At 43.1% G+C, this 20,476-nt stretch carries 20 protein-coding genes, 1 tRNA gene and 1 pseudogene; 10 read left to right on the top strand and 12 right to left on the bottom strand.

Annotated elements, in window-relative coordinates; translation table 11 throughout:
* Positions 1-54 precede the first annotated feature (54 nt).
* On the top strand, positions 55-1,398 hold the full coding sequence (gene mnmE / locus AC1DCD_RS04870; RefSeq protein ID WP_464640599.1) for a tRNA uridine-5-carboxymethylaminomethyl(34) synthesis GTPase MnmE: 1,344 nt from the start codon (positions 55-57) through the stop codon (positions 1,396-1,398).
* A gap of 31 nt (positions 1,399-1,429) precedes the next feature.
* Positions 1,430-4,828 (top strand): trifunctional glycoside hydrolase family 18/polysaccharide deacetylase/glycosyltransferase family 2 protein, encoded by a 3,399-nt coding sequence (locus AC1DCD_RS04865; protein ID WP_464640600.1) that lies wholly within the window; start codon positions 1,430-1,432, stop codon positions 4,826-4,828.
* A gap of 27 nt (positions 4,829-4,855) precedes the next feature.
* On the opposite strand, the pseudogene AC1DCD_RS04860 reads toward AC1DCD_RS04865, so the two are convergent.
* Together AC1DCD_RS04860 and AC1DCD_RS04855 are read right to left on the bottom strand one after the other, a co-directional pair.
* A pseudogene (locus AC1DCD_RS04860) lies at positions 4,856-4,975 on the bottom strand (site-specific DNA-methyltransferase); the annotation flags it as partial.
* Between the two features lie 285 nt (positions 4,976-5,260).
* Entirely contained in the window at positions 5,261-6,067 is an 807-nt protein-coding gene (locus tag AC1DCD_RS04855; RefSeq protein ID WP_008450338.1) for a gliding motility protein GldB-related protein, read from the bottom strand.
* A gap of 268 nt (positions 6,068-6,335) precedes the next feature.
* Between AC1DCD_RS04855 and AC1DCD_RS04850 the strand changes: the two genes are divergently transcribed.
* The 3 genes from AC1DCD_RS04850 to AC1DCD_RS04840 all read left to right on the top strand — a co-directional run bounded on the left by AC1DCD_RS04850 (position 6,336) and on the right by AC1DCD_RS04840 (position 7,959).
* Positions 6,336-7,124, top strand: a complete 789-nt coding sequence (locus AC1DCD_RS04850) for a Cof-type HAD-IIB family hydrolase (RefSeq protein WP_464640601.1) — start codon at positions 6,336-6,338, stop codon at positions 7,122-7,124.
* 53 nt (positions 7,125-7,177) lie between these two features.
* Positions 7,178-7,825 (top strand): cation diffusion facilitator family transporter, encoded by a 648-nt coding sequence (locus AC1DCD_RS04845; protein WP_464640602.1) that lies wholly within the window; start codon positions 7,178-7,180, stop codon positions 7,823-7,825.
* Between the two features lie 61 nt (positions 7,826-7,886).
* Positions 7,887-7,959 (top strand) — tRNA-Lys (locus AC1DCD_RS04840).
* A gap of 92 nt (positions 7,960-8,051) precedes the next feature.
* On the opposite strand, the gene AC1DCD_RS04835 is transcribed toward AC1DCD_RS04840, so the two are convergent.
* The gene (locus AC1DCD_RS04835) at positions 8,052-8,357 is read right to left on the bottom strand and encodes a helix-turn-helix domain-containing protein (RefSeq protein WP_008450522.1); all 306 of its coding nucleotides are present in this window, start codon (positions 8,355-8,357) and stop codon (positions 8,052-8,054) included.
* Between the two features lie 35 nt (positions 8,358-8,392).
* Positions 8,393-8,734: a type II toxin-antitoxin system RelE/ParE family toxin gene (locus AC1DCD_RS04830; RefSeq protein WP_008450391.1), complete on the bottom strand. Its 342-nt coding sequence runs from the start codon at positions 8,732-8,734 to the stop codon at positions 8,393-8,395.
* A 442-nt stretch (positions 8,735-9,176) separates the two neighbouring features.
* Between AC1DCD_RS04830 and AC1DCD_RS04825 the strand changes: the two genes are divergently transcribed.
* Both AC1DCD_RS04825 and AC1DCD_RS04820 read left to right on the top strand, forming a co-directional pair.
* On the top strand, positions 9,177-9,887 hold the full coding sequence (locus tag AC1DCD_RS04825; protein ID WP_464640605.1) for a DUF4468 domain-containing protein: 711 nt from the start codon (positions 9,177-9,179) through the stop codon (positions 9,885-9,887).
* A 124-nt stretch (positions 9,888-10,011) separates the two neighbouring features.
* Entirely contained in the window at positions 10,012-10,437 is a 426-nt protein-coding gene (locus tag AC1DCD_RS04820) for a hypothetical protein (protein ID WP_464640607.1), read from the top strand.
* 375 nt (positions 10,438-10,812) lie between these two features.
* On the opposite strand, the gene pyk is transcribed toward AC1DCD_RS04820, so the two are convergent.
* The 5 genes from pyk to AC1DCD_RS04795 all read right to left on the bottom strand — a co-directional run bounded on the left by pyk (position 10,813) and on the right by AC1DCD_RS04795 (position 15,168).
* Entirely contained in the window at positions 10,813-12,258 is a 1,446-nt protein-coding gene (pyk, locus tag AC1DCD_RS04815; RefSeq protein WP_008450246.1) for a pyruvate kinase, read from the bottom strand.
* Between the two features lie 20 nt (positions 12,259-12,278).
* Positions 12,279-12,635, bottom strand: coding sequence for a hypothetical protein (locus AC1DCD_RS04810; RefSeq protein WP_464640609.1), 357 nt, complete (start codon positions 12,633-12,635; stop codon positions 12,279-12,281).
* Between the two features lie 25 nt (positions 12,636-12,660).
* Positions 12,661-13,407, bottom strand: coding sequence for a hypothetical protein (locus AC1DCD_RS04805; RefSeq protein WP_464640611.1), 747 nt, complete (start codon positions 13,405-13,407; stop codon positions 12,661-12,663).
* Positions 13,408-13,483: 76 nt separating this feature from the next.
* Entirely contained in the window at positions 13,484-14,578 is a 1,095-nt protein-coding gene (gene dinB, locus AC1DCD_RS04800; protein ID WP_464640613.1) for a DNA polymerase IV, read from the bottom strand.
* A gap of 65 nt (positions 14,579-14,643) precedes the next feature.
* Complete coding sequence (locus AC1DCD_RS04795) at positions 14,644-15,168, bottom strand: histidine phosphatase family protein (RefSeq protein WP_353586431.1); 525 nt, start codon at positions 15,166-15,168, stop codon at positions 14,644-14,646.
* An 82-nt stretch (positions 15,169-15,250) separates the two neighbouring features.
* On the opposite strand from AC1DCD_RS04795, the gene AC1DCD_RS04790 reads away from it, so the two are divergent.
* From AC1DCD_RS04790 to AC1DCD_RS04780, 3 genes are all read left to right on the top strand, one after another.
* Positions 15,251-15,892, top strand: a complete 642-nt coding sequence (locus AC1DCD_RS04790) for an HdeD family acid-resistance protein (protein ID WP_464640615.1) — start codon at positions 15,251-15,253, stop codon at positions 15,890-15,892.
* Between the two features lie 108 nt (positions 15,893-16,000).
* Positions 16,001-18,019, top strand: coding sequence for a transketolase family protein (locus tag AC1DCD_RS04785; protein WP_464640617.1), 2,019 nt, complete (start codon positions 16,001-16,003; stop codon positions 18,017-18,019).
* A gap of 82 nt (positions 18,020-18,101) precedes the next feature.
* A complete protein-coding gene (locus tag AC1DCD_RS04780; RefSeq protein ID WP_008450458.1) occupies positions 18,102-18,542 on the top strand; it encodes an RpiB/LacA/LacB family sugar-phosphate isomerase in 441 nt (146 codons plus the stop codon).
* A 127-nt stretch (positions 18,543-18,669) separates the two neighbouring features.
* Here AC1DCD_RS04780 and AC1DCD_RS04775 read toward each other — a convergent pair whose 3' ends face one another.
* From AC1DCD_RS04775 to AC1DCD_RS04765, 3 genes are read right to left on the bottom strand one after another with little or no spacing between them, the layout of a single operon-like run.
* Complete coding sequence (locus AC1DCD_RS04775; RefSeq protein WP_008450369.1) at positions 18,670-19,329, bottom strand: four helix bundle suffix domain-containing protein; 660 nt, start codon at positions 19,327-19,329, stop codon at positions 18,670-18,672.
* Positions 19,330-19,359: 30 nt separating this feature from the next.
* Positions 19,360-19,515, bottom strand: a complete 156-nt coding sequence (locus AC1DCD_RS04770) for a hypothetical protein (RefSeq protein WP_008450479.1) — start codon at positions 19,513-19,515, stop codon at positions 19,360-19,362.
* Between the two features lie 27 nt (positions 19,516-19,542).
* Positions 19,543-20,436: an RluA family pseudouridine synthase gene (locus AC1DCD_RS04765; protein ID WP_036855513.1), complete on the bottom strand. Its 894-nt coding sequence runs from the start codon at positions 20,434-20,436 to the stop codon at positions 19,543-19,545.
* Positions 20,437-20,476: the final 40 nt, after the last annotated feature.

The raw sequence follows: 20,476 nt of genomic DNA, 5'->3' as shown, positions 1-20,476 counted from the left end.
ATGCTGTTATAATATATAAAACACATATACACTTTCTATATTTAATATTTTAAAATGTATAATACTATCTGTGCCTTAGCCACTCTACCGGGAGGGGCTATAGGCGTTATTAGGGTATCTGGAAAAGATGCTATCATTATTGTAAACAGGATATTTTCTAAAGACATACTATCTATGCCTGCTAATACCCTCTGTTATGGTAATATTATAGATTTGACAGGAAAAGTTATAGACGAGGTAGTTGTTTCTGTTTGGCATGCACCCCACTCATACACAGGAGAAAATGCTGTAGAGATATCATGCCACGGCTCTGCTTATATCCTTAAAGAGGTGTTACACCTATTAATAGAAGCAGGCTGCTTTCAAGCACTTCCCGGAGAGTTTACACAGCGAGCTTACCTCAATGGTAAAATGGATCTTTCACAAGCAGAAGCAGTGGCGGACTTGGTAGCCTCTTCTAATAAAGCAAGCTACAAATTAGCACTTTCACAGATGAAAGGACATTTCAGCAACGAGCTATCCTCTTTAAGAAAACGCCTGCTAAAGATAACCTCACTGCTTGAACTGGAGCTCGACTTCTCTGAACATGAAGACCTTGAGTTTGCCGACCGCACAGAGCTGATAAGTCTAACAGATGAAATAGACAAAAAAGTATTATCACTACTCCACTCCTTTAAGATAGGACAGGCACTTAAAGAAGGCGTTGCCGTTGCCATTATCGGAAAAACAAACGTAGGAAAATCTACCCTCCTCAATGCCCTTTTAGGCGAAGAACGTGCTATAGTATCTAACATAGAAGGCACCACACGAGATGTTATTGAAGATGTAACAGAGATAAATGGCATATCATTCCGCTTTATAGATACTGCCGGCATTAGACAGACAACAGATGAAGTAGAAAAGCTTGGTATTGAGCGCACATACAAAATGCTCGATAAAGCACAAATGGTGATATGGGTAATAGATGATAACCCTTCCAGAAAAGAGTATGAAGACATAAAAAAGAAAGTAGGCGAAAGACCTTTCATCATTGTAAGAAACAAGGTAGACACTATAGTAAATAAAGAGGCTCTGCCTTCTTTCATTACCTTATCGGTCTCTGCAAAGGAAGGAACAAACATAGAAGAGCTTAAGCAAGCTATCTATAAAAAAGCTAACATTCCGGCTTTCAACGAAAACTCGGTCATAGTAACTAATGCTCGCCATTATGATGTGCTCACAAAAGCACACGAAGCCCTATGCCGTGTTCATAACGCCTTTAAAGCAAACCTACCTGGCGACCTTGTGGCTGAAGACCTTAAAGACGTCCTTTCCCTCCTTGGCGAAATAACAGGCACACAAATATCCTCGCAAGAAACACTTAACAACATCTTTAAGCATTTCTGCATAGGAAAGTAAAGCGATTTTTTTTTTGAAATATATTCAGGATATGGATAAGCAGATTTTTCAAACAGACTCACGTTCTCGCTGGAAAAAGTTCCTGTGGAGCATGAGAGTCATCGGGGCAATAATCATATTCTTCGTCATTGTATTCCTAACTTTATTCGCATTGGAAGGCAGTCCTAAGATACCCTTCATACACAACTATCACAAGGTGATGACCGCAGAAAAGCCACTCATGCGCAACAATGAGACGGCAAAAGAATACAAATCCTTCCGCCGCTTCTTTCACGAGAATAAGATGCACAACGCTTATGCAGAGGCTGCTGCCAAAAAGACTCGTTTTACAGGAAAGGGCAACCAGCTCAAAGAGAAATATCTCAGAGAGTGGAACGACCCGAGCATTGGAATACGAGCAGCATGGTACGTAAATTGGGACAAACGATCGCTGCTTTCGCTCAAGCGCAACATCAGACACATCAACCTGCTCATAGGCGAATGGCTGTTCATCAATCCGAAAACCGGAGCGTTAAGTACTCAGATAAATAAGAAAGCCCTTCGTCTGGCGCAGAAGGCAGGCGTGCCCGTTATGGCGATGCTTACCAACAACTATGGCAAAGACTTCAGAAGCGAAGCCATCGGCAACATCATGAAGGATGCAGGCAAGAGAAAACTGTTTACAGAGAAACTTCTCGCAGCTTGCATCAAATATAAGTTATGCGGAATAAACATCGACCTGGAAGACCTACAGATAAACGACAACGCCCTGCTAACAACCTTTGTGAGAGAACTCTCGGCAGTCTTCCATAAGAAAGGACTCTATGTTACCCAGGATGTAGCTCCTTTTAATGAAGACTACGACATGGAGCAGCTCGCCAAGTACAACGACTATCTTTTCCTGATGGCTTACGACGAGCACAACTCGACAAGCAAGCCGGGCGACATCTGCTCACAGCAGTTTGTAGAACGTGCCACCGACTGGGCAGCACGCAATATCCCTAACAACAAGCTCGTCCTGGGACTGGCTGCCTATGGCTACGACTGGTGCGAGAATAAAGATGGAGAAACCGTAACCTTCAACCAAGCCATGGCATCAGCTTTGAACGCTGGTACTCCGATAGACTTTAATGAAGATTCCTACAACCTCAACTTCTCCTACATCGATGGAGAAGACCAGACTCATCAGGTCTATCTCACTGATGCTGCCACATCATATAATATCATGCGCTTCGGAGCAGAATACCATCTTGCCGGATTCAGCGTATGGCGACTGGGTACGGAAGATTCCCGTATATGGAACTTCTACGGTAAGGACATGAGTTACGAAAACTCCTCCAGGTGGAACCTTCAGAAGCTGCTCCAGATAAGAAGTCTTGACGACGTGAACTTCGTGGGCAACGGAGAAGTGTTGCAGGTGGAGTCGGAACCGCAGCCGGGCTACATATCCATAGTGAAAGACAAGGACGACGGACTTATAGCCAATGAAACATACCGCAAACTGCCATCTAACTATACTGTAACAAAAATAGGACACTGCCACGCCAAAGACCTCGTCATCACTTTCGATGACGGCCCCGACAGCAAGTGGACCCCTCTGGTGCTCAGCATTCTGAAGGAACATCACGTACCTGCCGCATTCTTCATGGTAGGTTTGCAGATGGAGAAAAACCTGCCCATTGTGAGGAAAGTGTATGAAGCCGGACACACCATCGGCAACCACACCTTTACCCATCACAACGTGATAGAGAACTCCGACTACCGCACCTATGCAGAGCTGAAGCTCACACGAATGCTTATAGAGAGCATAACCGGACACAGTACCATTCTGTTTCGTGCCCCATATAACGCCGACAGCGACCCAACACAGTATGAAGAAATAGAGCCGATGATCCTTGCTTCACGACGCAACTACCTGATGGTGGGCGAAAGCATTGACCCTAACGACTGGATGCCGGGCGTAACAGCCGACCAGATTTACCAACGTGTTACCGACGGCGTACACCGCGAAGACGGTCACATCATACTGCTACACGATGCTGGCGGCGCCACCCGCAAGGCAACCATACAAGCACTGCCGCGCATCATCACCACCCTACAGAAAGAAGGCTATCGCTTCATCTCACTGGAGGATTATCTGGGAATGAAACGCGAAACACTTATGCCTACCATACAGAAAGGAGAGGCTTACTATGCAATGCAGATGAACCTCACACTGGCAGAATTCATCTACCATCTGAGCGATTTCATCACCGCGCTCTTCCTCGTATTCCTCGTTCTCGGATTTATGCGACTCATATTCATGTATGGTCTTGTCTTCAAGGAAAAACGAAAAGAACGCATACGCAATTATAACAACCTCGACAAGGAAGATATGCCTAAGGTTTCCATCATTGTACCAGCCTATAACGAGGAGGTAAACGTAGTGAACACGATTTACAATCTTATTGCACAAGACTATCCTTCGTTCAATATCGTAGTAGTAGATGACGGAAGCAAGGACAATACCTTTGCCATACTAAAAGAAAAATTCGGCAGCCACCCGAAAGTGGCTATCTTCACTAAGCCCAATGGTGGTAAGGCGGCTGCCCTGAACTTCGGACTGAGCCACACCGATGCCGACTTCGTGGTATGTATAGATGCTGATACGCAGCTGCGCCATGATGCCGTGAGCAAGCTAATGAGACACTTCGCTGCCGACAAGAAAAACCATGTGGGAGCCGTTGCTGGCAACGTGAAGGTTGGCAACTGCCGCAACATGCTCACCAACTGGCAGGCTATAGAATATATCACCTCTCAGAACTTCGATCGAATGGCATACGCTGCCATTAACGCCATCACCGTGGTGCCTGGTGCCATAGGAGCGTTCCGCAAGGAAGCCATGGAGAAAGCCGGATATTTCACAACCGACACGCTTGCTGAAGACTGCGACCTGACGATGCGCATCATCGAGGCGGGTTACGTTATCGAGAACGAAAACTATGCCATAGCAATGACCGAAGCTCCCGAAAATATCAGACAGTTTGTAAAGCAACGCACCCGTTGGTGTTTTGGAGTGATGCAGACTTTCTGGAAACATCGTCGAAACCTGTTCAGCAGCCGTTATAAGGGATTTGGCTTGTGGGCTTTGCCAAATATGCTCGTGTTCCAGTACATTATCCCGACGTTCTCGCCTATAGCCGACGTTCTGATGTTGGCAGGACTGTTCTCAGGCAATGCCTGGCAGATATTCATCTACTATCTGATTTTCCTCATTGTAGATGCAAGCGTATCCATCATGGCTTTCATCGTGGAAAAAGAATCGTTGTGGACATTGTTATGGATCATACCGCAGCGTTTCTTCTATCGCTGGATCATGTACTATGTGATTTTCAAGAGTTATTTCAAGGCCATCAAAGGCGAACTGCAGCAGTGGGGTATCCTGAAAAGAACGGGAAATGTAAAAATATAAAAACCACCAAGCTGGCTTACCTTTCGCCCACTCCCCCTTATCCACACACCACCTTACCACTCTGCAACGATATTCCACCCCATTGGAGAGAATATAAGGGGGAGGAGGCAAATATATCATGTCAAAATAGAAATCAAACTCTTTAAGGTGAGTTTCTTATTCATAAGAACTTTCTATACGTTTTAGTATTCTATATATATGCTTCTTAGGATAATGCCTTTCTTGAAAGTGTTTATGCTCGTCTTCCCAAAGATAATCAACAACGGCTTTAATATCTGCCTTTCTTTCACCAGTGTTAATGACCTTTATAATAGTTATTCCGTTACTTAATTTACCTGCAATAATTTTAGGTGATGTTTCGCCCTAAAAAAGATGACGTTTTACCCACGAAAAGATGATGTTTTACACATGAAAAGATGATGTTTTATAGCCTTAAATAATGCTTAAAAACGGGGAGAAATCGGTATCTTTTAAAAGATCCTCATATTTAATATACAAATTAGCCTTCATATACTTAGACACCATGTCTATATATTTGCCTTGATAATAATTTAAGCCAATAGCCTTATTTACCACCCATTGTATCTTTGCCATATAAACGTCGCGCTCAAACTGTGAACGTAAATCATAATTGGGAAGGGTAAAAATGCTCATAAGGTAAAACGTCAGACAGTCTGGCACAATGTCTTCACGCCTCATCTGAAGACGCTGCTGCTTATCATAAAAACGGCTATAAACAGGATAATCCTTTCCTAAATACTTATCTAAAGAGATGCCTATCTTGCCATCACCCGTTACGATGCTTTGGTCGAGAGCCGAAATCTGTGTATAAACACTTGGCAGCTTAATATCAGGAATCTGCTGCTTAAGCCTCGAAAAAGATATGTTAAGATCCTTTTGTATATCGTCTATCTTGCTAAACTTCGACTGCACTGAAGAGATTATCGTCTGCAACGTAGTGTCTTGATAAAACTTTAAAAACTTAGTGTTTATATCAGGATCGGTTATCTGACCTATCTTGAGCACCTTCTCTATTAAGGTGCGTGTCTCAAAAGGATACTCCATACCCATTTGCTGCAAAGCAGAATAATCGCCCATGGTAAGGTAACGATACTCTAAACGGTCGAAACGCTCTATTTTTATAGAAACACCACCCGGCTTACTCTCATCTGACCAACGCAGCTGGCAACCAACAAGAATAAGAAACAATAACAGCAATATGTAATAAGCCTTCTTCACTATCTACCTAAAAAGATTATTCCGTAATGCAAAAATACTAAAAAAATATATATTTACGCAAACTTTATATAAAAAATCTGCTCTTTTTTCTTAACTAATACTAAAAAAAGACTACCCCGCAGCGTCCACACCTCCGCTAAAAAAGGCTTCTTTAGCAAGAAATGTAGGGCAAAATGGTATTTAATAAAAATTAAGCAGTCTAACCACTACTTTTGATAACACTCAAAAAACTTTTTGTACCTTTGTAAATTAAACACATTAATATTATATGACAATAAAAGCAGCATTCTTCGATATAGACGGCACCTTAGTATCTTTTGAAACACACAAGATACAGCCCTCTACCATAGAGGCTATAAAAGAACTGAAAAGAAAAGACATCAAGATATTTATCTCTACGGGGCGGCCAAAGTCTTTTATTACCAACCTAAAAGATATAGAACCTTTCATAGATGGCTACATATCCTTTAACGGAGCATTAGCACAGATAGGCGAAGAGACAATATTTATGAAAGAACTGCCTAAAGAAGATATTAAAAAAATGATGGCTGACGCCACTTCGCATAATTACACCTTAGCAATATGCGGTAAAGACAAAGTGGCTATACACAATTATAGCGACATCTTTACAGAGCTTTTTGTAAAAGGCTTAGGCGTAGACTCTGTAAACATCAAAGACCCCATAGAGCCTCTGCTTAACGGAGCTGTGCTGCAAATGTCGCCCTTCTTCTCCGAGAAAGAAGAGCAGCGCATAATGCCTACCTTAACGGGCTGTGAGGCTTCAAGATGGCACCCGCTCTTTGCCGATGTCTCGCCAATAGGCATAAACAAAGGGCTTACGCTGCCTAAGGTAGCAAAACACTTAGGCATAGGCATAGACGAGTGTATAGCCTTTGGAGATGGGGGCAATGATAGAGATATGCTAAAGGTAGCAGGCATAGGAGTGGCTATGGGCAACGCTAACGATAAGGTAAAAGAACACGCTAACTATGTTACCACCTCTGTAGACGACGACGGCATAGCAAACGCTCTTAAACACTTTAACCTTATAGACTAACCTCTCTTAGCATACACAACACATGTAAAAGTAAAAAATAAAGAAAGAAGACCATGTATAATAACAATTTCTCACCTTATTATAAAGAGGAACGACGCACACTCTTTGTGATAGTTTTCACCTTTATAATAATGCTTTTAGAGATTATCATAGGGTACCTTTCCAGCTCTATGGCACTACTTGCCGACGGCGTACACATGGGTTCGCACGTGCTGCTTATAGGCTTAAACCTTTTTGCGTATTACTTCGTTCGCAAACAACAGAAAAGGCATAACAACACTTACAACGCCCAAAAAGTAATGCAGCTTTCTGCCTTCACCAGCGGCATAATGCTCATGGTGGCATCTATATTTATTTGCAGCGAGGGCTTTGAGCACATGGAGGCACATCACCACATGACAAGCTACCCCTTAGCACTAAGCATTGCCACTATAGGACTTATAGTAAACTTTATAAGCGCTCGCGCCCTACACTCAAAACACTTTGAAGACAACCCTAACAACCACGCTGCTTACCTGCACGTCATGAGCGACGTGTTAGTAAAAATAGGAGTTATCATAGGCCTCGTATGCTCCCACTTATGGGATATAACATGGATAGATGCTGCCCTTGCCATAATTACAGGCATCATTGTTTTGGTATGGGCTATTAACCTTACAAAGAAGATGGCGAAAGTTTTAACGAAAAATTTTACAAAATAATTTGGTCGTTTAAGAAATACTTATTACCTTTGCACCCACATAACAACTATAATATTTGGGAGACTCGCTAGCTCAGCAGGTAGAGCACAACACTTTTAATGTTGGGGTCATGGGTTCGAGCCCCATGCGAGTCACAAAGTACTAAAAAAAGAGGATTTCAGCAATGAAGTCCTCTTTTTTTTATGTTCAGACACACAGAGAGAGAAAGAGGGGGGGGCATCAATATTTACCAAAGAGCCACCTTGCCTATTTTTCCTAAATCAAGTGATGCCGTTGATACTCCAAGAGCCTTGAACACCCTACTCATAGTGGGAATGCTTATGCTGTACCCTTTCTCCAATCGTGAGATTTGGGCACGCTTCACACCGATGCGCTCTCCCAATTCCTCTTGTGTGAGGTTTTGCTCGATTCTTGCTTTCTTGATGATCTCGCCTATTTGGAAAGCGTGGACAGCATCGGTAACGTTCCTTTCATGCTCGTCCCGGTCTGGAGTACCGATAGTCCCCAATGCCTCATCGAGCACTTCACCCATTGAATACACTTTGAATCTTCCTACTTTTTCCATATCTATTCTCCTTTTTCATTGAAATACTCTATTCTTATTCTCTCCGCCTTGACAATTTCCTTTGGTGGCGTCTTCTGTGTCTTTTTGACGATACCGTGAGTTGCTATCACCAACGTTTCATCTTTCGTGTCCCAAAAGGCAAACAGGCGGTATTGTATGCCATTGTAAAGAGTTCGGAACTCCCAAATGTCAGAGCCTTCCAATTTCTTGAACAACTCTGCGTTCTGCTCTCCCGATGCTATTCTGTGAGCATTGTAGAGTACCTTCTTCATTGGCGATTGAGGAAGACCAAGAACAAACTTCTTTGCTTCCTCAAGCATTACTAACTCAAATCCTTTTGCCATATAAGACTTTATTTGTTGGTACAAAGATCGTGATATGTTTACATAATATGAAACATTTAGGTTTGTTTTTGCTCCGTGTTACTGATTTTTAACATTCAAAAAACTACTTATCAAAAGCTATCTGTCAAAGCGTGTCTGTGTAGTGAACGCTTAGAGCGTCATTAAATGCGTTTATTCGTCCCTTTACCTTGATGTTATTATGAACCTCGTCCTTTGTTTTTAACGTGACTCTTGCTTATTTCTGTAAAAAAGACCACTTGTCCCTAACAATATCTTCCAAACAATTCAAATAATCTTTTTCTTCCATATTGTTTAATAGTTGAAATGATTTACAATACAAAGGTAATGTTTTTTTAAAAAATATTGAGAGTTTACATTAATATGTATTAACTTTGCAGATATAAGTAAACCTCAAATTTCTTTTTTTAATACTAATCGGGTTATGAAGAAATTGTTATTGATGATTGCCTTAGTCATGGCAACAGTATGCGCAAATGCACAGATAATACGTTTAGACGAACTTGAGAAATATGCCAAAGAGAAGTATGGCGGGGAACGGACATTGGATGGCTATGTGGAGTGGACAGAAGCCGCAGAAAAGATCTCAAAGAATGTTGAGCTCGACAAAAACAAAGCCATGACCTTCGTTCAGATAATACCTTGTAATGGGCAGACGGCAAAGCAGCTTTACATAAACCTTAACTACTGGTTTACCGCTACTTTCAACGATGCCAACTCGGTAATAAAGCTAAACGACAAAGAAAGCGGCGTCATCATTGCCTCGGGCTATATGGCAAACATTGCGGAGCATGTTGGGGGCATGAACTCTTACAACGTAAGCATAAGACCCGTTATAAGAGTGGACATCAAAGAAGGTAAGATAAGGGTAACTTACTCTATAGACCATTACGACGTTACGATGCTTGAAGGAGGCGGCATCATGGGAGGTCTCTTTGCAGTTATACCAGAAAGGATAGAACAGAAATGGCTGCTCGACCAGTGCTATCCCTTTGCCAAGAAAGATACGCACCAGGCTAAGATAACATCGAGCAAGGCGTTTGTTATGTCTTACGCTTACTCTAACGTTTTGCTCGACAAGATAGAAGAGGCTGCCAAACACGGCTTAGTGGGTAATGAGAACGACAACTGGTAAAAAACACTGCATATAAAAAAAATTGGTGCTTTTGTTTTCCAATATCAATTAAATTATTATCTTTGCAAGCATATAAAGCTGTAAAAGAAAAAAGGAGCTGAGTAAAAACAATATTATATATATAGTGGAAAGGAAAAATATTTTATCTCTTATGCTCGTTGCCCTTACCATGATGGTAACCTTTAGTGCATGCGAGAAAGACGACTATATAAATGATATAGATGAACGTGCTGTAATAGGCACATGGGCTATAACCTCTGTGGAGCAATACGCCTACCAATGGCAGGACGTAAGCCTTTACTCGAGGTATGGTGGCAGCCTAACCTTCTATAGCGATGGCTCTTTCATGACAAAAGGCTCTTTAGGCTTCGTAAGAGGCACGTGGGACATAGACCACGGCGTTATAACTACCTTTGTAGGAGGAGCTTTTTATAAAGAGTTTTACCTTAGGTATTCAGCTTTGTACGGCGACATCTTAGAGGGTAAGATAAAATTATTTGGCATCTACTACCCCGTAAGTTTTAGAGCAAGGAAAATTAGAAATTGGTAATATAAAAGAATTGTAATTATTAAAAAAATAATAAGTAGAAGGCTGTGAAGCCTAATGGTCAGAATTTAATTGGTTTAATCTTATGATCTCATAAGGTTAGATAAAAAAAAACAAAAAAAGGCTGTGAAGCCTAACAGTTAAGTTTGTACATAGAGTCTCTCTATGTTTTTGGTAAATATAAAAACTTGATTATTTCATGTAGGATCGCTTACACGTGAGTGTAGGCGACTCTTTTTTTGTCTATTCTTTCTTCTACCCCTTAAAGCGATAATAGCTTGTTGCGATAAAACCTCCCTCAAGGAAAGAGATAAGTACGCTTTATGCGTAAGGAAGAAAATTTGTGTTACGCTCTTTCTAAAGGGAGGTAGAGAGTTTTTATTTTTTATCTTTTGCTTTATGGAACTTATACCTTGGGTCGAATACCTGCTTAAGTGTGTTTATCTCAAGATAGTTAGTACCTCCTTCGTGTGTGAGGTAACCTCCTAAGTAAGCTATCTTGTCGTCGAGCTTTATATATCCTTTCTGTCGTAGCATGCGCACGGCAGCCATAAACATGTGTTCGTTATCGGTGTGGTTAGCTAAGTGTACCGGTAAGACACCGTAGCTAAGGTTTAAGAGTCGCTGCACCTTATCGTTATAGCACATAGCCAGCACTGGGTTAGGACCACGGAAAGAGGCAAGGTGGCGCGCAGTGGCTCCTGTGGCACTGTCTGTAATGATACATTTCACACCTACCTGCTCGGTGGCTTCTATAGCACTTTTAGCAAGAAACTCTCTTTGGCTCTTGGTGTTGCTCACTGGCACGTCTATGTATCCTCGGCGGTGGTTGTCTTGCTCGGCAGTCTCGGCGATGCGTGCCATAGTCTGCACAGCCTCAAGGGGATACTTACCGCTTGCCGTTTCGCCGCTCAGCATGAGTGCGTCTGTGCTGCTATATATGGCGTTAGCAATGTCAGTAACCTCGGCGCGTGTAGGTCGTGGGTTTTCTATCATGGTGTGTAGCATCTGTGTGGCTACGATAACGGGTTTCTGTTTAAGAAGACATTTAGATATTATGTCGCGCTGAATGCCCGGTATCTGCTCTATTGGCACTTCTATGCCAAGGTCGCCTCGTGCTATCATGATGCCATAGGAAGCGTCTATAATCTCGTCGATGTTATCCACTCCTTCTTGGTTTTCTATCTTTGAGATAATCTTTATCTTAGAGTTGTGTGCATTTAAGATGTCTTGCACGGCGTGTACATCGGCAGCCGAGCGCACGAAGGAATGAGCAATAAAGTCGATATCCTCCTCTATGGCAAGCTCTATGTTAGCTTTGTCTTTCTCGGTGAGGGCAGGCAGCTCTATATGTGCTCCCGGCACATTAACGCTCTTATGCGCACCTAAAAAACCCTCGTTCTGCACCTTAGCTACTACCTTATTGCCTTCGATGCCTGTTATAAGCATGTCAAGAGCACCATCGTCGAAGAGCACATGGTTGCCCACCTTGACATCGGCAGCAAAATTAGGGTACGACAAGTCTATAACATCGTGGCAGGTATCTTTCTCTGGACAGCCCATGATGGTTACCTCTTCGCCGGTAAGATACTTAATGGGTGAAGGGCAGCCCGTTGTGCGCACCTCGGGGCCTTTGGTATCTATGAGCAGAGCCAGCTTATCTGATACGGCACGGGTATTGCGTATAATCTTACGTATACCCTCCTTACTGGCGTGGGCAGTGTTCATTCTTACTACGTTCATTCCTGCAAAAAACAGCTTACGAAGGAAGTCCACTTCGCAACGACGGTCGCTAATAGAACATACTATCTTTGTTTGTTTCATATCGTGAAAATATTATTTTATTATTTAGAAATTGCCGAAAATATTATATATAATAATGTATTACATAACAGTATCGCCACCATTAAAATAACGAAGACTATGATAACCTTTAATCTCAACGACCTTTTTTCAGGCTTTCCTATAATAAGTGGCTCTTGGAAGGTGCCTAAATTATCTACTAAAGGCTGCACGGGTACCTCTTGAAAGGCTTGCCCCCCTGCCCACTTACGGGTATCTGCTTCGCCCGCAAAGCTATATGGCGTTACTACTATAAGCTCCTTAGCACAGTAAGGACACTTACACCTTGTCTTAGAGCCTTTGTCTAAGGAAAGGGTAAAACTTCTGCCACATTGCTTGCAAACTACCTCATATTGCATCTTAGCTCACTCTTATATTAACCTTTTACCTTACATCGTCTATAAGCACCTCGCCATGGTCTATAACCACCTTTACGTGCCTAAACTCCGTCTGCCCTCCCTCAGACAGGCGCACCTTGTACCATGTGTCGTTAATAGGGGTTACCCTAAGGTTGCGTATAAGCTCCTCATCGTTAGGCGAAGAGTTCATCATACCAAACAGCCCCCACCACATCTGCCACGCATCGCCGTCGTTAGCCACCTCGCCTGAAGAGATGAGCTGCTGGCAATAACGCGTGAGATACTTAGTGTAAAAAGTAGGGTCGCCATAAGGAATGACGGCTTTTTTATAGAAGTCGGCTAAAAACCTGCACACCCTTTGCTGCTGCTCCTGCTTTTGCTGTTCAGCCCTTTTGGCAGCTTCCTGCTGTTCTCGCGCCCGGAAAAGGGAGTCTTGATGTGCCTTGCGGCTTTCTTGTAGCTCTTTTATAGCAAGCTCTTCATGTTCTCTCCACTGTAAGAAGGCAAAGCTTCCTGCTCCGAGTGCTACTATTATGATGAGCACTACTAAAAGCACCTTTGACGCCTTTGACCCCTGCTTCTTAGCTATGGGCTGCTCTGTGGGCATACCTCCCTGCAAAGGGGCTTCGCGCTGGGCAGGCTGTGCCACAATGGGCAAGCTTACAAAGAGCTCTTGCGAGCAATAAGGGCAGGTGCAATGCATCTCCTTACCGCCCTCGCCATTGATAAGAAAAGACTTTCCGCATTTATTACAAGTTACCTGATACTGCATAGCCTTGCTTTTTCTTGCAAATTTAATGATTTTCTTTCAGATTAGAAAACAAAAAGCACATTCCTTACGCTCTATTTTATCCCCATTCCCCCTCAAAGGGTAACCAGCCCTCTTTCCATAGATGTTTATCCTTAGGCTTAGGCTCTATGGGTGAAGACACGGTAAGCCCCATGAGTCGAATGGGTCGGGCTTCATAGTCGGTCTGGTGAAGGAGGTGTTTGGCAAGTGGTAGAATGTCGTCTTTAGAGAGAATGGCAGTCGGCTGGGTAAGGCTACGTGTAACCTGCGTAGTGGCGTCCCACTTTATCTTAAGGGTTAAGGTTCTGCCTTGAAACTGTGTGCGCTCTATGCGGCTGACAAGCTCAAGAATGATGTGATAAAGCTCTATAATAATCTTCGACCCTATATGTATATCCTCTAAAAAGGTTTGTTCACACCCCACCGACTTACGTTCTTTATCTGCCACCACCTCGCGGCTATCCTCTCCGCGAGAGAAGTCGTAATAAGTATTGCCTGCCTTTCCGAAGACCTCTACAAGGTGCGCCCGAGACACTTTGCGTAGCTGCGCCCCTGTGAAGATACCCATGAAATGCATCTTCTGGGCAGTCTTCTTGCCTACGCCCCAAAACTTTTCCACCTGAAGACAGTCTATAAAGTCTTGTGCCTTGTCGGGGTGTACGAGGAAGAAGCCATTAGGCTTTCGCATGTCTGAAGCTATCTTTGCTAAAAACTTATTATAGCTAACCCCTGCAGAGGCTGTCAGGTGTGTCTGCCGGAAGATGGCTTGGCGTATCTCCTCTGCTATATCAGTGGCATAGAGCATACCTTTCTTGTTATGGGTAACGTCGAGGAAAGCCTCGTCTAAGGATATAGGTTCTACAAGGTCAGTATATTCATGGAAGATGTCGTGTATCTGTGCCGATACGGCTTTATATACCTCCATGCGCGGACTGACGATATGTAGCTCCGGGCACAGCCGCTTTGCCTTTGCTATAGGCTGAGCCGAGCGTACCCCATAACGGCGCGCCTCGTAGCTGGCAGTAGACACCACACCGCGCGGACCATCAAAGCCCACTGCCACAGGCTTGCCCCTTAAGAAGGCATCATCTCTCTGCTCTACCGATGCAAAGAACGCGTCCATATCGATATGTATTATCTTACGCCATTTCATCTATATCATCTATATCCATACACAAAAACATCTCTGAAAGGAAAACATCTCTAAAGAGCGAAAGGTTATAAAATGAGCTTTCTAAGCTCTACGTTCCTCATAGGAGCTATCTCTGTCATAGGCTTTTTATAATATACGCTCTGCACAGCCTTGTTTATTATGCCATGCCCCACGGCAAGCACCTTCTTTTGTGGATATTGCTGCCTTACCCAAGAAAGGAAAGCGGAAGCCCTTAGCTTTAGCTCTTCAAGGGATTCTATATCTTTAGGCCAAAGGTCGGGATCGCTGAGATGAGCTAAAGAGGGTATATACATAGAGGTAAAGCTGCCCCAGTCTCTTTCGCGAAGTAAGGCAGTGGTAACTACTCGCTGCTCACCGCATGCAGCTGCAATAATCTTGCATGTGTGCAGACTTCTAAGCAAGTCGCTCGAAAGGAAGACGTCTATATGCTCAGAGGCTATGCTTTGAGCCATCTCTAATGCTTGCGAGATGCCTTTTTCGTTAAGCTGTCCCTGCGTTTGTCCCTGCATGATGTGTGAGGCATTGTCGAAAGTTTCGCCATGCCTAAGGAGGTATAACACTGTAGACATATAATATTGTTTTTTACAAAAGTACAAAAATATTCATGTTAAAATCCTTTGTGATAAATAATATTTTGTATTTTTGCACATTATGAAGGTATCTTATATTTCGGCTATCAGAGCCATTGCCGTGCTTGTTATCGGCATACTGCTTATAACTTATCGTGAGCAAATGATGACATGGTTAACCATAACCATAGGAGTGTTGTTTTTTATCTCTGGTCTTATCTCGTGCCTAAGCTTTTATCATGCCAAGGATAAAGAGAGGCGCATAGACGTAGAGGGAGTAGTTAAGCAAAAAGCCTCATGGAAAGCATCGGTGCCGCTAACCGCCTTTGGGAGTATGTGTATAGGCTTAGCCTTAGCCCTAATGCCTAACACCTTTATAAAGTGGATAGCCTACATATTAGCAGTGCTACTACTCATAGGTGCTATTAACCAGTTTATAAACATATCTACCACTCGCCGCTATGGCCACGTGCCCTTCTTTTACTGGCTCTTTCCTACGGTTACATTAGTGGTGTCTGGCTTTTTACTTTTCAAGCCCATCGCAGCGGCAGCTCTGCCCCTTATGATAATAGGGTATTTAGCTGTGTTCTATGGCATTATAGAGATAGTAATCTTGCTTCGCAGTCTGCGTGTAAAGCGCGTCTTTGAAAGCCAAAACCCCACTTATACTGCCACTCCTATAGAAGACGACATACAAGACGTAGAGGCAGAAGAGGTGGAATAAGCTACGAGGAAAGAAACGCTTTTTTTTAAATAAAACAGATATTTCGTTTCTGTGTTATCTTTTTTTTCTATATATTTGCACTAAATAAAAATTTAAATCAAGCCTATTATGAATTGCAAAGAGTTGATGAACCGTGCAGCGGACAACATCAGAATCTTATCAGTATCAATGGTAGAGAAAGCTAACTCTGGGCACCCAGGAGGTGCTATGGGTGGTGCCGACTTTATCAATGTACTCTTCTCGGAATTTCTTGTCTACGATCCCGACCAGCCATTATGGGCAGGTAGAGATCGTTTTTATTTAGACCCCGGCCATATGTCGCCAATGCTTTACTCTGCCCTTACCCTACAAGGCAAGTTTACCATTGACGATATTAAAAACTTTCGTCAATGGGGATCTGTTACTCCGGGACACCCAGAGCGCGACTTAATGCATGGGATAGAAAACTCTTCTGGCCCTCTTGGTCAGGGTCATGCCTATGCTGCTGGTGCCGCTGTGGCAGAAAAGTTTTTAGAAGCACGTCTTTCAAAGGCTATGATGCAGCATAAGATATACACCTACATCTCTGACGGTGGTATACAGGAGGGTATAAGCTCTGAGGTGGGCAGGCTTGCTGGCAACCTTGGGCTAAACAACCTTATAATGTTCTACGACGCTAACGACGTGCAGCTATCTACGGCTTGCGGTGCAGTGTCATGTGAAGATACAGCAATGCGTTACAGGTCGTGGAACTGGAACGTTATAACCATCGACGGTAACGATGTGCAAGAGATACGACAGGCTCTCACTAATGCTATTAACGAGCCAGAACGCCCCACACTGATAATTGGCAATACCATAATGGCTAAGGGAGGCGTTAAAGCAGATGGCACAAGCTATGAGGGAAGTGTGAAGACACATGGAGCACCCTTGGGAGGTGAAGCATACCTTAACACGGTAAAACACTTAGGTGGTAACACCGAAGATGCTTTCCAGATATTCCCAGAGGTGAAAAAGCTATACGACGATCGTAAGGAAGAGCTGCGCCGCATAGTAGCCTTACGTCATAAGCAGGAGGAAGAATGGCGGAAACAAAACCCAGAGCTATCGGCACAGATGGACGAGTGGTTCTCTAAGAAAGCCCCTAAGATAGACTGGAGCTCTTTAGAGCAAAAGCGCGACATTCCTACCCGAAACGCATCGGCAGCTTGCCTTGGGATACTTGCCCAGCAAGTGCCTAACATGATAGTAGCCTCTGCCGATCTTAGCAACTCTGACAAGACAGATGGTTTCCTTAACAAAACCCACTCCCTTGTAAAAGGCGACTTCAGTGGTGCTTTCTTCCAAGCAGGAGTATCGGAGCTTGCTATGGGCTGTATGTGTATAGGAATGATGCTTCACGGAGGTGTGATATCGGCAATGGGTACTTTCTTTGTTTTCTCAGACTATATGAAGCCCGCAGTGCGTATGGCAGCCTTAATGCAAGTAGCAGTAAAGTTTGTGTGGAGTCATGATGCCTTCCGCGTTGGCGAAGATGGTCCTACACATGAGCCTGTGGAGCAGGAAGCACAAATACGCCTTATGGAAAAACTTCAGAACCACAAGGGTAAAGACAGCCTTAGGGTGTTCCGTCCTGAGGATAGCGATGCTACCACCGTATGCTGGCAAATGGCTATGGAGAACATGGAAACGCCTACAGCCCTGATCTTCTCACGACAAAATGTTAAGAGCTTGCCACAAGGTAACAACTATGACGATGTGCGCAAAGGAGCTTATATAGTGAAAGGATCTGATGAAAAGTTTGATGTTATACTCTTGGCAAATGGCTCTGAAGTATCTACCCTTGTAGATGCTGCCACCCTGCTACGCAAGGAAGGCTATAAGGTGCGTGTAGTAAGCGTTCCTTCAGAAGGGCTTTTCCGTAGACAAAGCAAGGAGTATCAGCAAGAGGTATTACCTTCTGACGCTAAAATATTTGGTCTCACGGCAGGCTTACCAGTAACCTTAGAGGCATTAGTAGGCGCGCAAGGAAAGGTATATGGACTAAAGAGCTTTGGCTTTTCGGCACCATTTAAAGTGCTTGAGGAGAAGTTTGGCTTCACCCCTGATAATATCTTTAAAGAAGTGAAAAAATATATTTCTAAATAATATTTTTATAAACCTGAGCTTTTCTTTTTAAGGCAGACTAACCTCTAACCTTTTAAAGAAAGCTCATAACACCTAACAGCTTATGGAAATAAAGACTATCGGAGTAGCTTGCGACCATGCAGGTTTCCCATTGAAGGAGTTTGTTATTCAGTATTTAGAAGAACATAAATATGCTTATAAAGACTTTGGTTGCAACAGCGACCTAAGCTGCGACTATCCCGACTACGCACACCCACTGGCAGAAGCATTAGAGAAAGGCGAGGTTTACCCAGCCATTGCTATCTGCGGTAGCGGCGAAGGTATGGCTATCACTATGAATAAGCATCAGGGCGTCCGCGCTGGCTTAGCTTGGAACAAAGACATTGCAGAACTTATACGACAGCATAATGATGCTAACGCCATAGTATTACCTGGCCGCTTTATAGATAATAAAACTGCCGAAAAGATACTTGATGCTTTCTTAAAAGCTACTTTCGAGGGTGGTAGGCATCTAAGAAGAGTAGAAAAAATAGCTATCAGATAAAATTTTTCCTTTTCCTATAGCTACTAGGAAAACTAGTAGCTATAGGAAAACTAGGACAACTAGTATTACTAGGACAACTAGTACTACTAGGACCACTAGTACTACTAGTCCCCCCAGCCCCCCACTACTAACCCTTTTTCTCTTTCAAAAGCTCTTTTAGCCTTTTTATTTCTTCCTTTAAAGCAGCATTTTCGCTTTTTAGAGCTTTCATCTGGCTATCTATCTTTTGTCTATAGCCTGTGCGGGCAGCATACATACGCTCTTTAAGCCCTCCTTGCTCTATAAAACGCTTCTGAAGGTAATCTAAATAACTACACATCATCTTATCTGTGATATGACACACCGAAAGAGCTATGTTACAAAACTCTTCATCTGTACACTTCTCAACGATAGGAGCATAGTCAGCATAAGCGTTATGCAAACGACAAAAACTTAAAAGAGCATCATAGCGTGGGTGAGCAGAACCCCATGTAACAAGCCTACGTGTGTTAAGATAGTCTTCATAGTCTTGACGCAGCTCTTGCAAGCTGCTACGAGCCACATTCAAAAGGCGAAGTTCCATCTCTGTAGAAGTCTTGCCGTCTTCAGAACCCTCTACAATGTTCTGTTTGCCAGAGCGAGCAGCTTGCACCATCTGGTCTACAGTACGGTCGCCATAAGGAGGAAGAAATCGCTTACAAAACACAAAAGTCATCTGATAGAGTGTGTCCGCCTTCTGATAAAAACGTAGCTTCTTCCAGTCTATACCATCATAAAACACCTTCTGCCTGTTATTGTCTGCTTCCATATAGAGTTCCCCCACCTCTTTTGTTTTTTGTTATACCACTCCTAAAAAGTGTATAGCCCAATAGCCCATACCAAGCATTATAAGTCCTACTATAAGACGAAAGATACACCCTGTTATCTTCTTTATTAAGATAATGCCTACCACTAAGGCTATAATTAAGGCAATAAAAGTTTCTATACTTTCCATAATCTAACAATATAGAGAAAGACCTCTTTACTTTAACAAATGACGGAATAATGGCGGGATAGGCGTTTCAAACTCCATGCGCTCATGTGTTACCGGATGATAAAAACAAAGCATAAAAGCATGAAGACAAAGCCTTCCTATAGGATCGTCGCCGTTACCATACTTTGTATCGCCACACACAGGATAGCCCATATCGGCAGCATGCACACGAATCTGATTCTTACGACCCGTCTCTAACTTAAACTCCACTAAAGAATAGCTTGCCGTTGTGTCTATAGTAAAAAAATGGGTTACGGCATACTTTCCACCATTATCCACAGCACTGCTATAAGTAACATACGACTTATTGTCTTTTAACCAGTTTGCCACCGTACCCTGCTGCTGCATCAGCTCACCACTCAACACAGCTACATAACGGCGGTCGTACACTATGTTGTGCCAATCGTGCTCTAAAAGCTGCTCGGTCTGCATATCCTTAGCATAAACCATCAGTCCCGATGTATCACGATCTAAACGATGCACCACGTGAGCCCTGCAATGCTGCTTGCTCTTTTGAAAATAATCGTCTAAAACACTCTTAACATTCAAAGACGAATGGCCTGCTGCCATAGACAAAATACCTACATTCTTTTCTATTACTACAAGATACTTATCCTCATAAACCAGCTTTACATACCTGCTTTTAAACTGATCGTTCTTCTTGCTCTTGCTAATAGATATTTTGTCGCCAGCCTTGAGCTGATAATCGTACTGGGTAACAACCTTACCATTTACCTTAATGCCTCGATGCTTAAGTGTAGACTTTATCTTTGTCTTTGTCCTTCCACCATTAGCTTCCAACCATTCTAACAAGCCCATAGGGGCTTTTACCATAAGATGGTCGTATTTATCTTGCATATATGTTTTTACCTGCTTTACCATAATGCAAAGGTAAGGAAAAAGAAACAAATGATAATAAAAA

This window comes from Prevotella sp. C0209C1, from assembly GCF_056583855.1.
The sequence above is the reverse complement of the archived record's forward strand: the minus strand, read 5'-3'. Positions and strand labels throughout refer to the sequence as shown.

What these genes read in the sequence shown, in the direction of transcription:
- mnmE (WP_464640599.1), top strand. Translation starts at nt 55, where the DNA reads ATGTATAATACTATCTGTGCCTTAGCCACTCTACCGGGAGGGGCTATA.
- AC1DCD_RS04865 (WP_464640600.1), top strand. Translation starts at nt 1,430, where the DNA reads ATGGATAAGCAGATTTTTCAAACAGACTCACGTTCTCGCTGGAAAAAG.
- AC1DCD_RS04850 (WP_464640601.1), top strand. Translation starts at nt 6,336, where the DNA reads ATGACAATAAAAGCAGCATTCTTCGATATAGACGGCACCTTAGTATCT.
- AC1DCD_RS04845 (WP_464640602.1), top strand. Translation starts at nt 7,178, where the DNA reads ATGTATAATAACAATTTCTCACCTTATTATAAAGAGGAACGACGCACA.
- AC1DCD_RS04835 (WP_008450522.1), bottom strand. Translation starts at nt 8,357, where the DNA reads ATGGGTGAAGTGCTCGATGAGGCATTGGGGACTATCGGTACTCCAGAC.
- AC1DCD_RS04830 (WP_008450391.1), bottom strand. Translation starts at nt 8,734, where the DNA reads ATGGCAAAAGGATTTGAGTTAGTAATGCTTGAGGAAGCAAAGAAGTTT.
- AC1DCD_RS04825 (WP_464640605.1), top strand. Translation starts at nt 9,177, where the DNA reads ATGAAGAAATTGTTATTGATGATTGCCTTAGTCATGGCAACAGTATGC.
- pyk (WP_008450246.1), bottom strand. Translation starts at nt 12,258, where the DNA reads ATGAAACAAACAAAGATAGTATGTTCTATTAGCGACCGTCGTTGCGAA.
- AC1DCD_RS04810 (WP_464640609.1), bottom strand. Translation starts at nt 12,635, where the DNA reads ATGCAATATGAGGTAGTTTGCAAGCAATGTGGCAGAAGTTTTACCCTT.
- AC1DCD_RS04805 (WP_464640611.1), bottom strand. Translation starts at nt 13,407, where the DNA reads ATGCAGTATCAGGTAACTTGTAATAAATGCGGAAAGTCTTTTCTTATC.
- dinB (WP_464640613.1), bottom strand. Translation starts at nt 14,578, where the DNA reads ATGAAATGGCGTAAGATAATACATATCGATATGGACGCGTTCTTTGCA.
- AC1DCD_RS04795 (WP_353586431.1), bottom strand. Translation starts at nt 15,168, where the DNA reads ATGTCTACAGTGTTATACCTCCTTAGGCATGGCGAAACTTTCGACAAT.
- AC1DCD_RS04790 (WP_464640615.1), top strand. Translation starts at nt 15,251, where the DNA reads ATGAAGGTATCTTATATTTCGGCTATCAGAGCCATTGCCGTGCTTGTT.
- AC1DCD_RS04785 (WP_464640617.1), top strand. Translation starts at nt 16,001, where the DNA reads ATGAATTGCAAAGAGTTGATGAACCGTGCAGCGGACAACATCAGAATC.
- AC1DCD_RS04780 (WP_008450458.1), top strand. Translation starts at nt 18,102, where the DNA reads ATGGAAATAAAGACTATCGGAGTAGCTTGCGACCATGCAGGTTTCCCA.
- AC1DCD_RS04775 (WP_008450369.1), bottom strand. Translation starts at nt 19,329, where the DNA reads ATGGAAGCAGACAATAACAGGCAGAAGGTGTTTTATGATGGTATAGAC.
- AC1DCD_RS04770 (WP_008450479.1), bottom strand. Translation starts at nt 19,515, where the DNA reads ATGGAAAGTATAGAAACTTTTATTGCCTTAATTATAGCCTTAGTGGTA.
- AC1DCD_RS04765 (WP_036855513.1), bottom strand. Translation starts at nt 20,436, where the DNA reads ATGGTAAAGCAGGTAAAAACATATATGCAAGATAAATACGACCATCTT.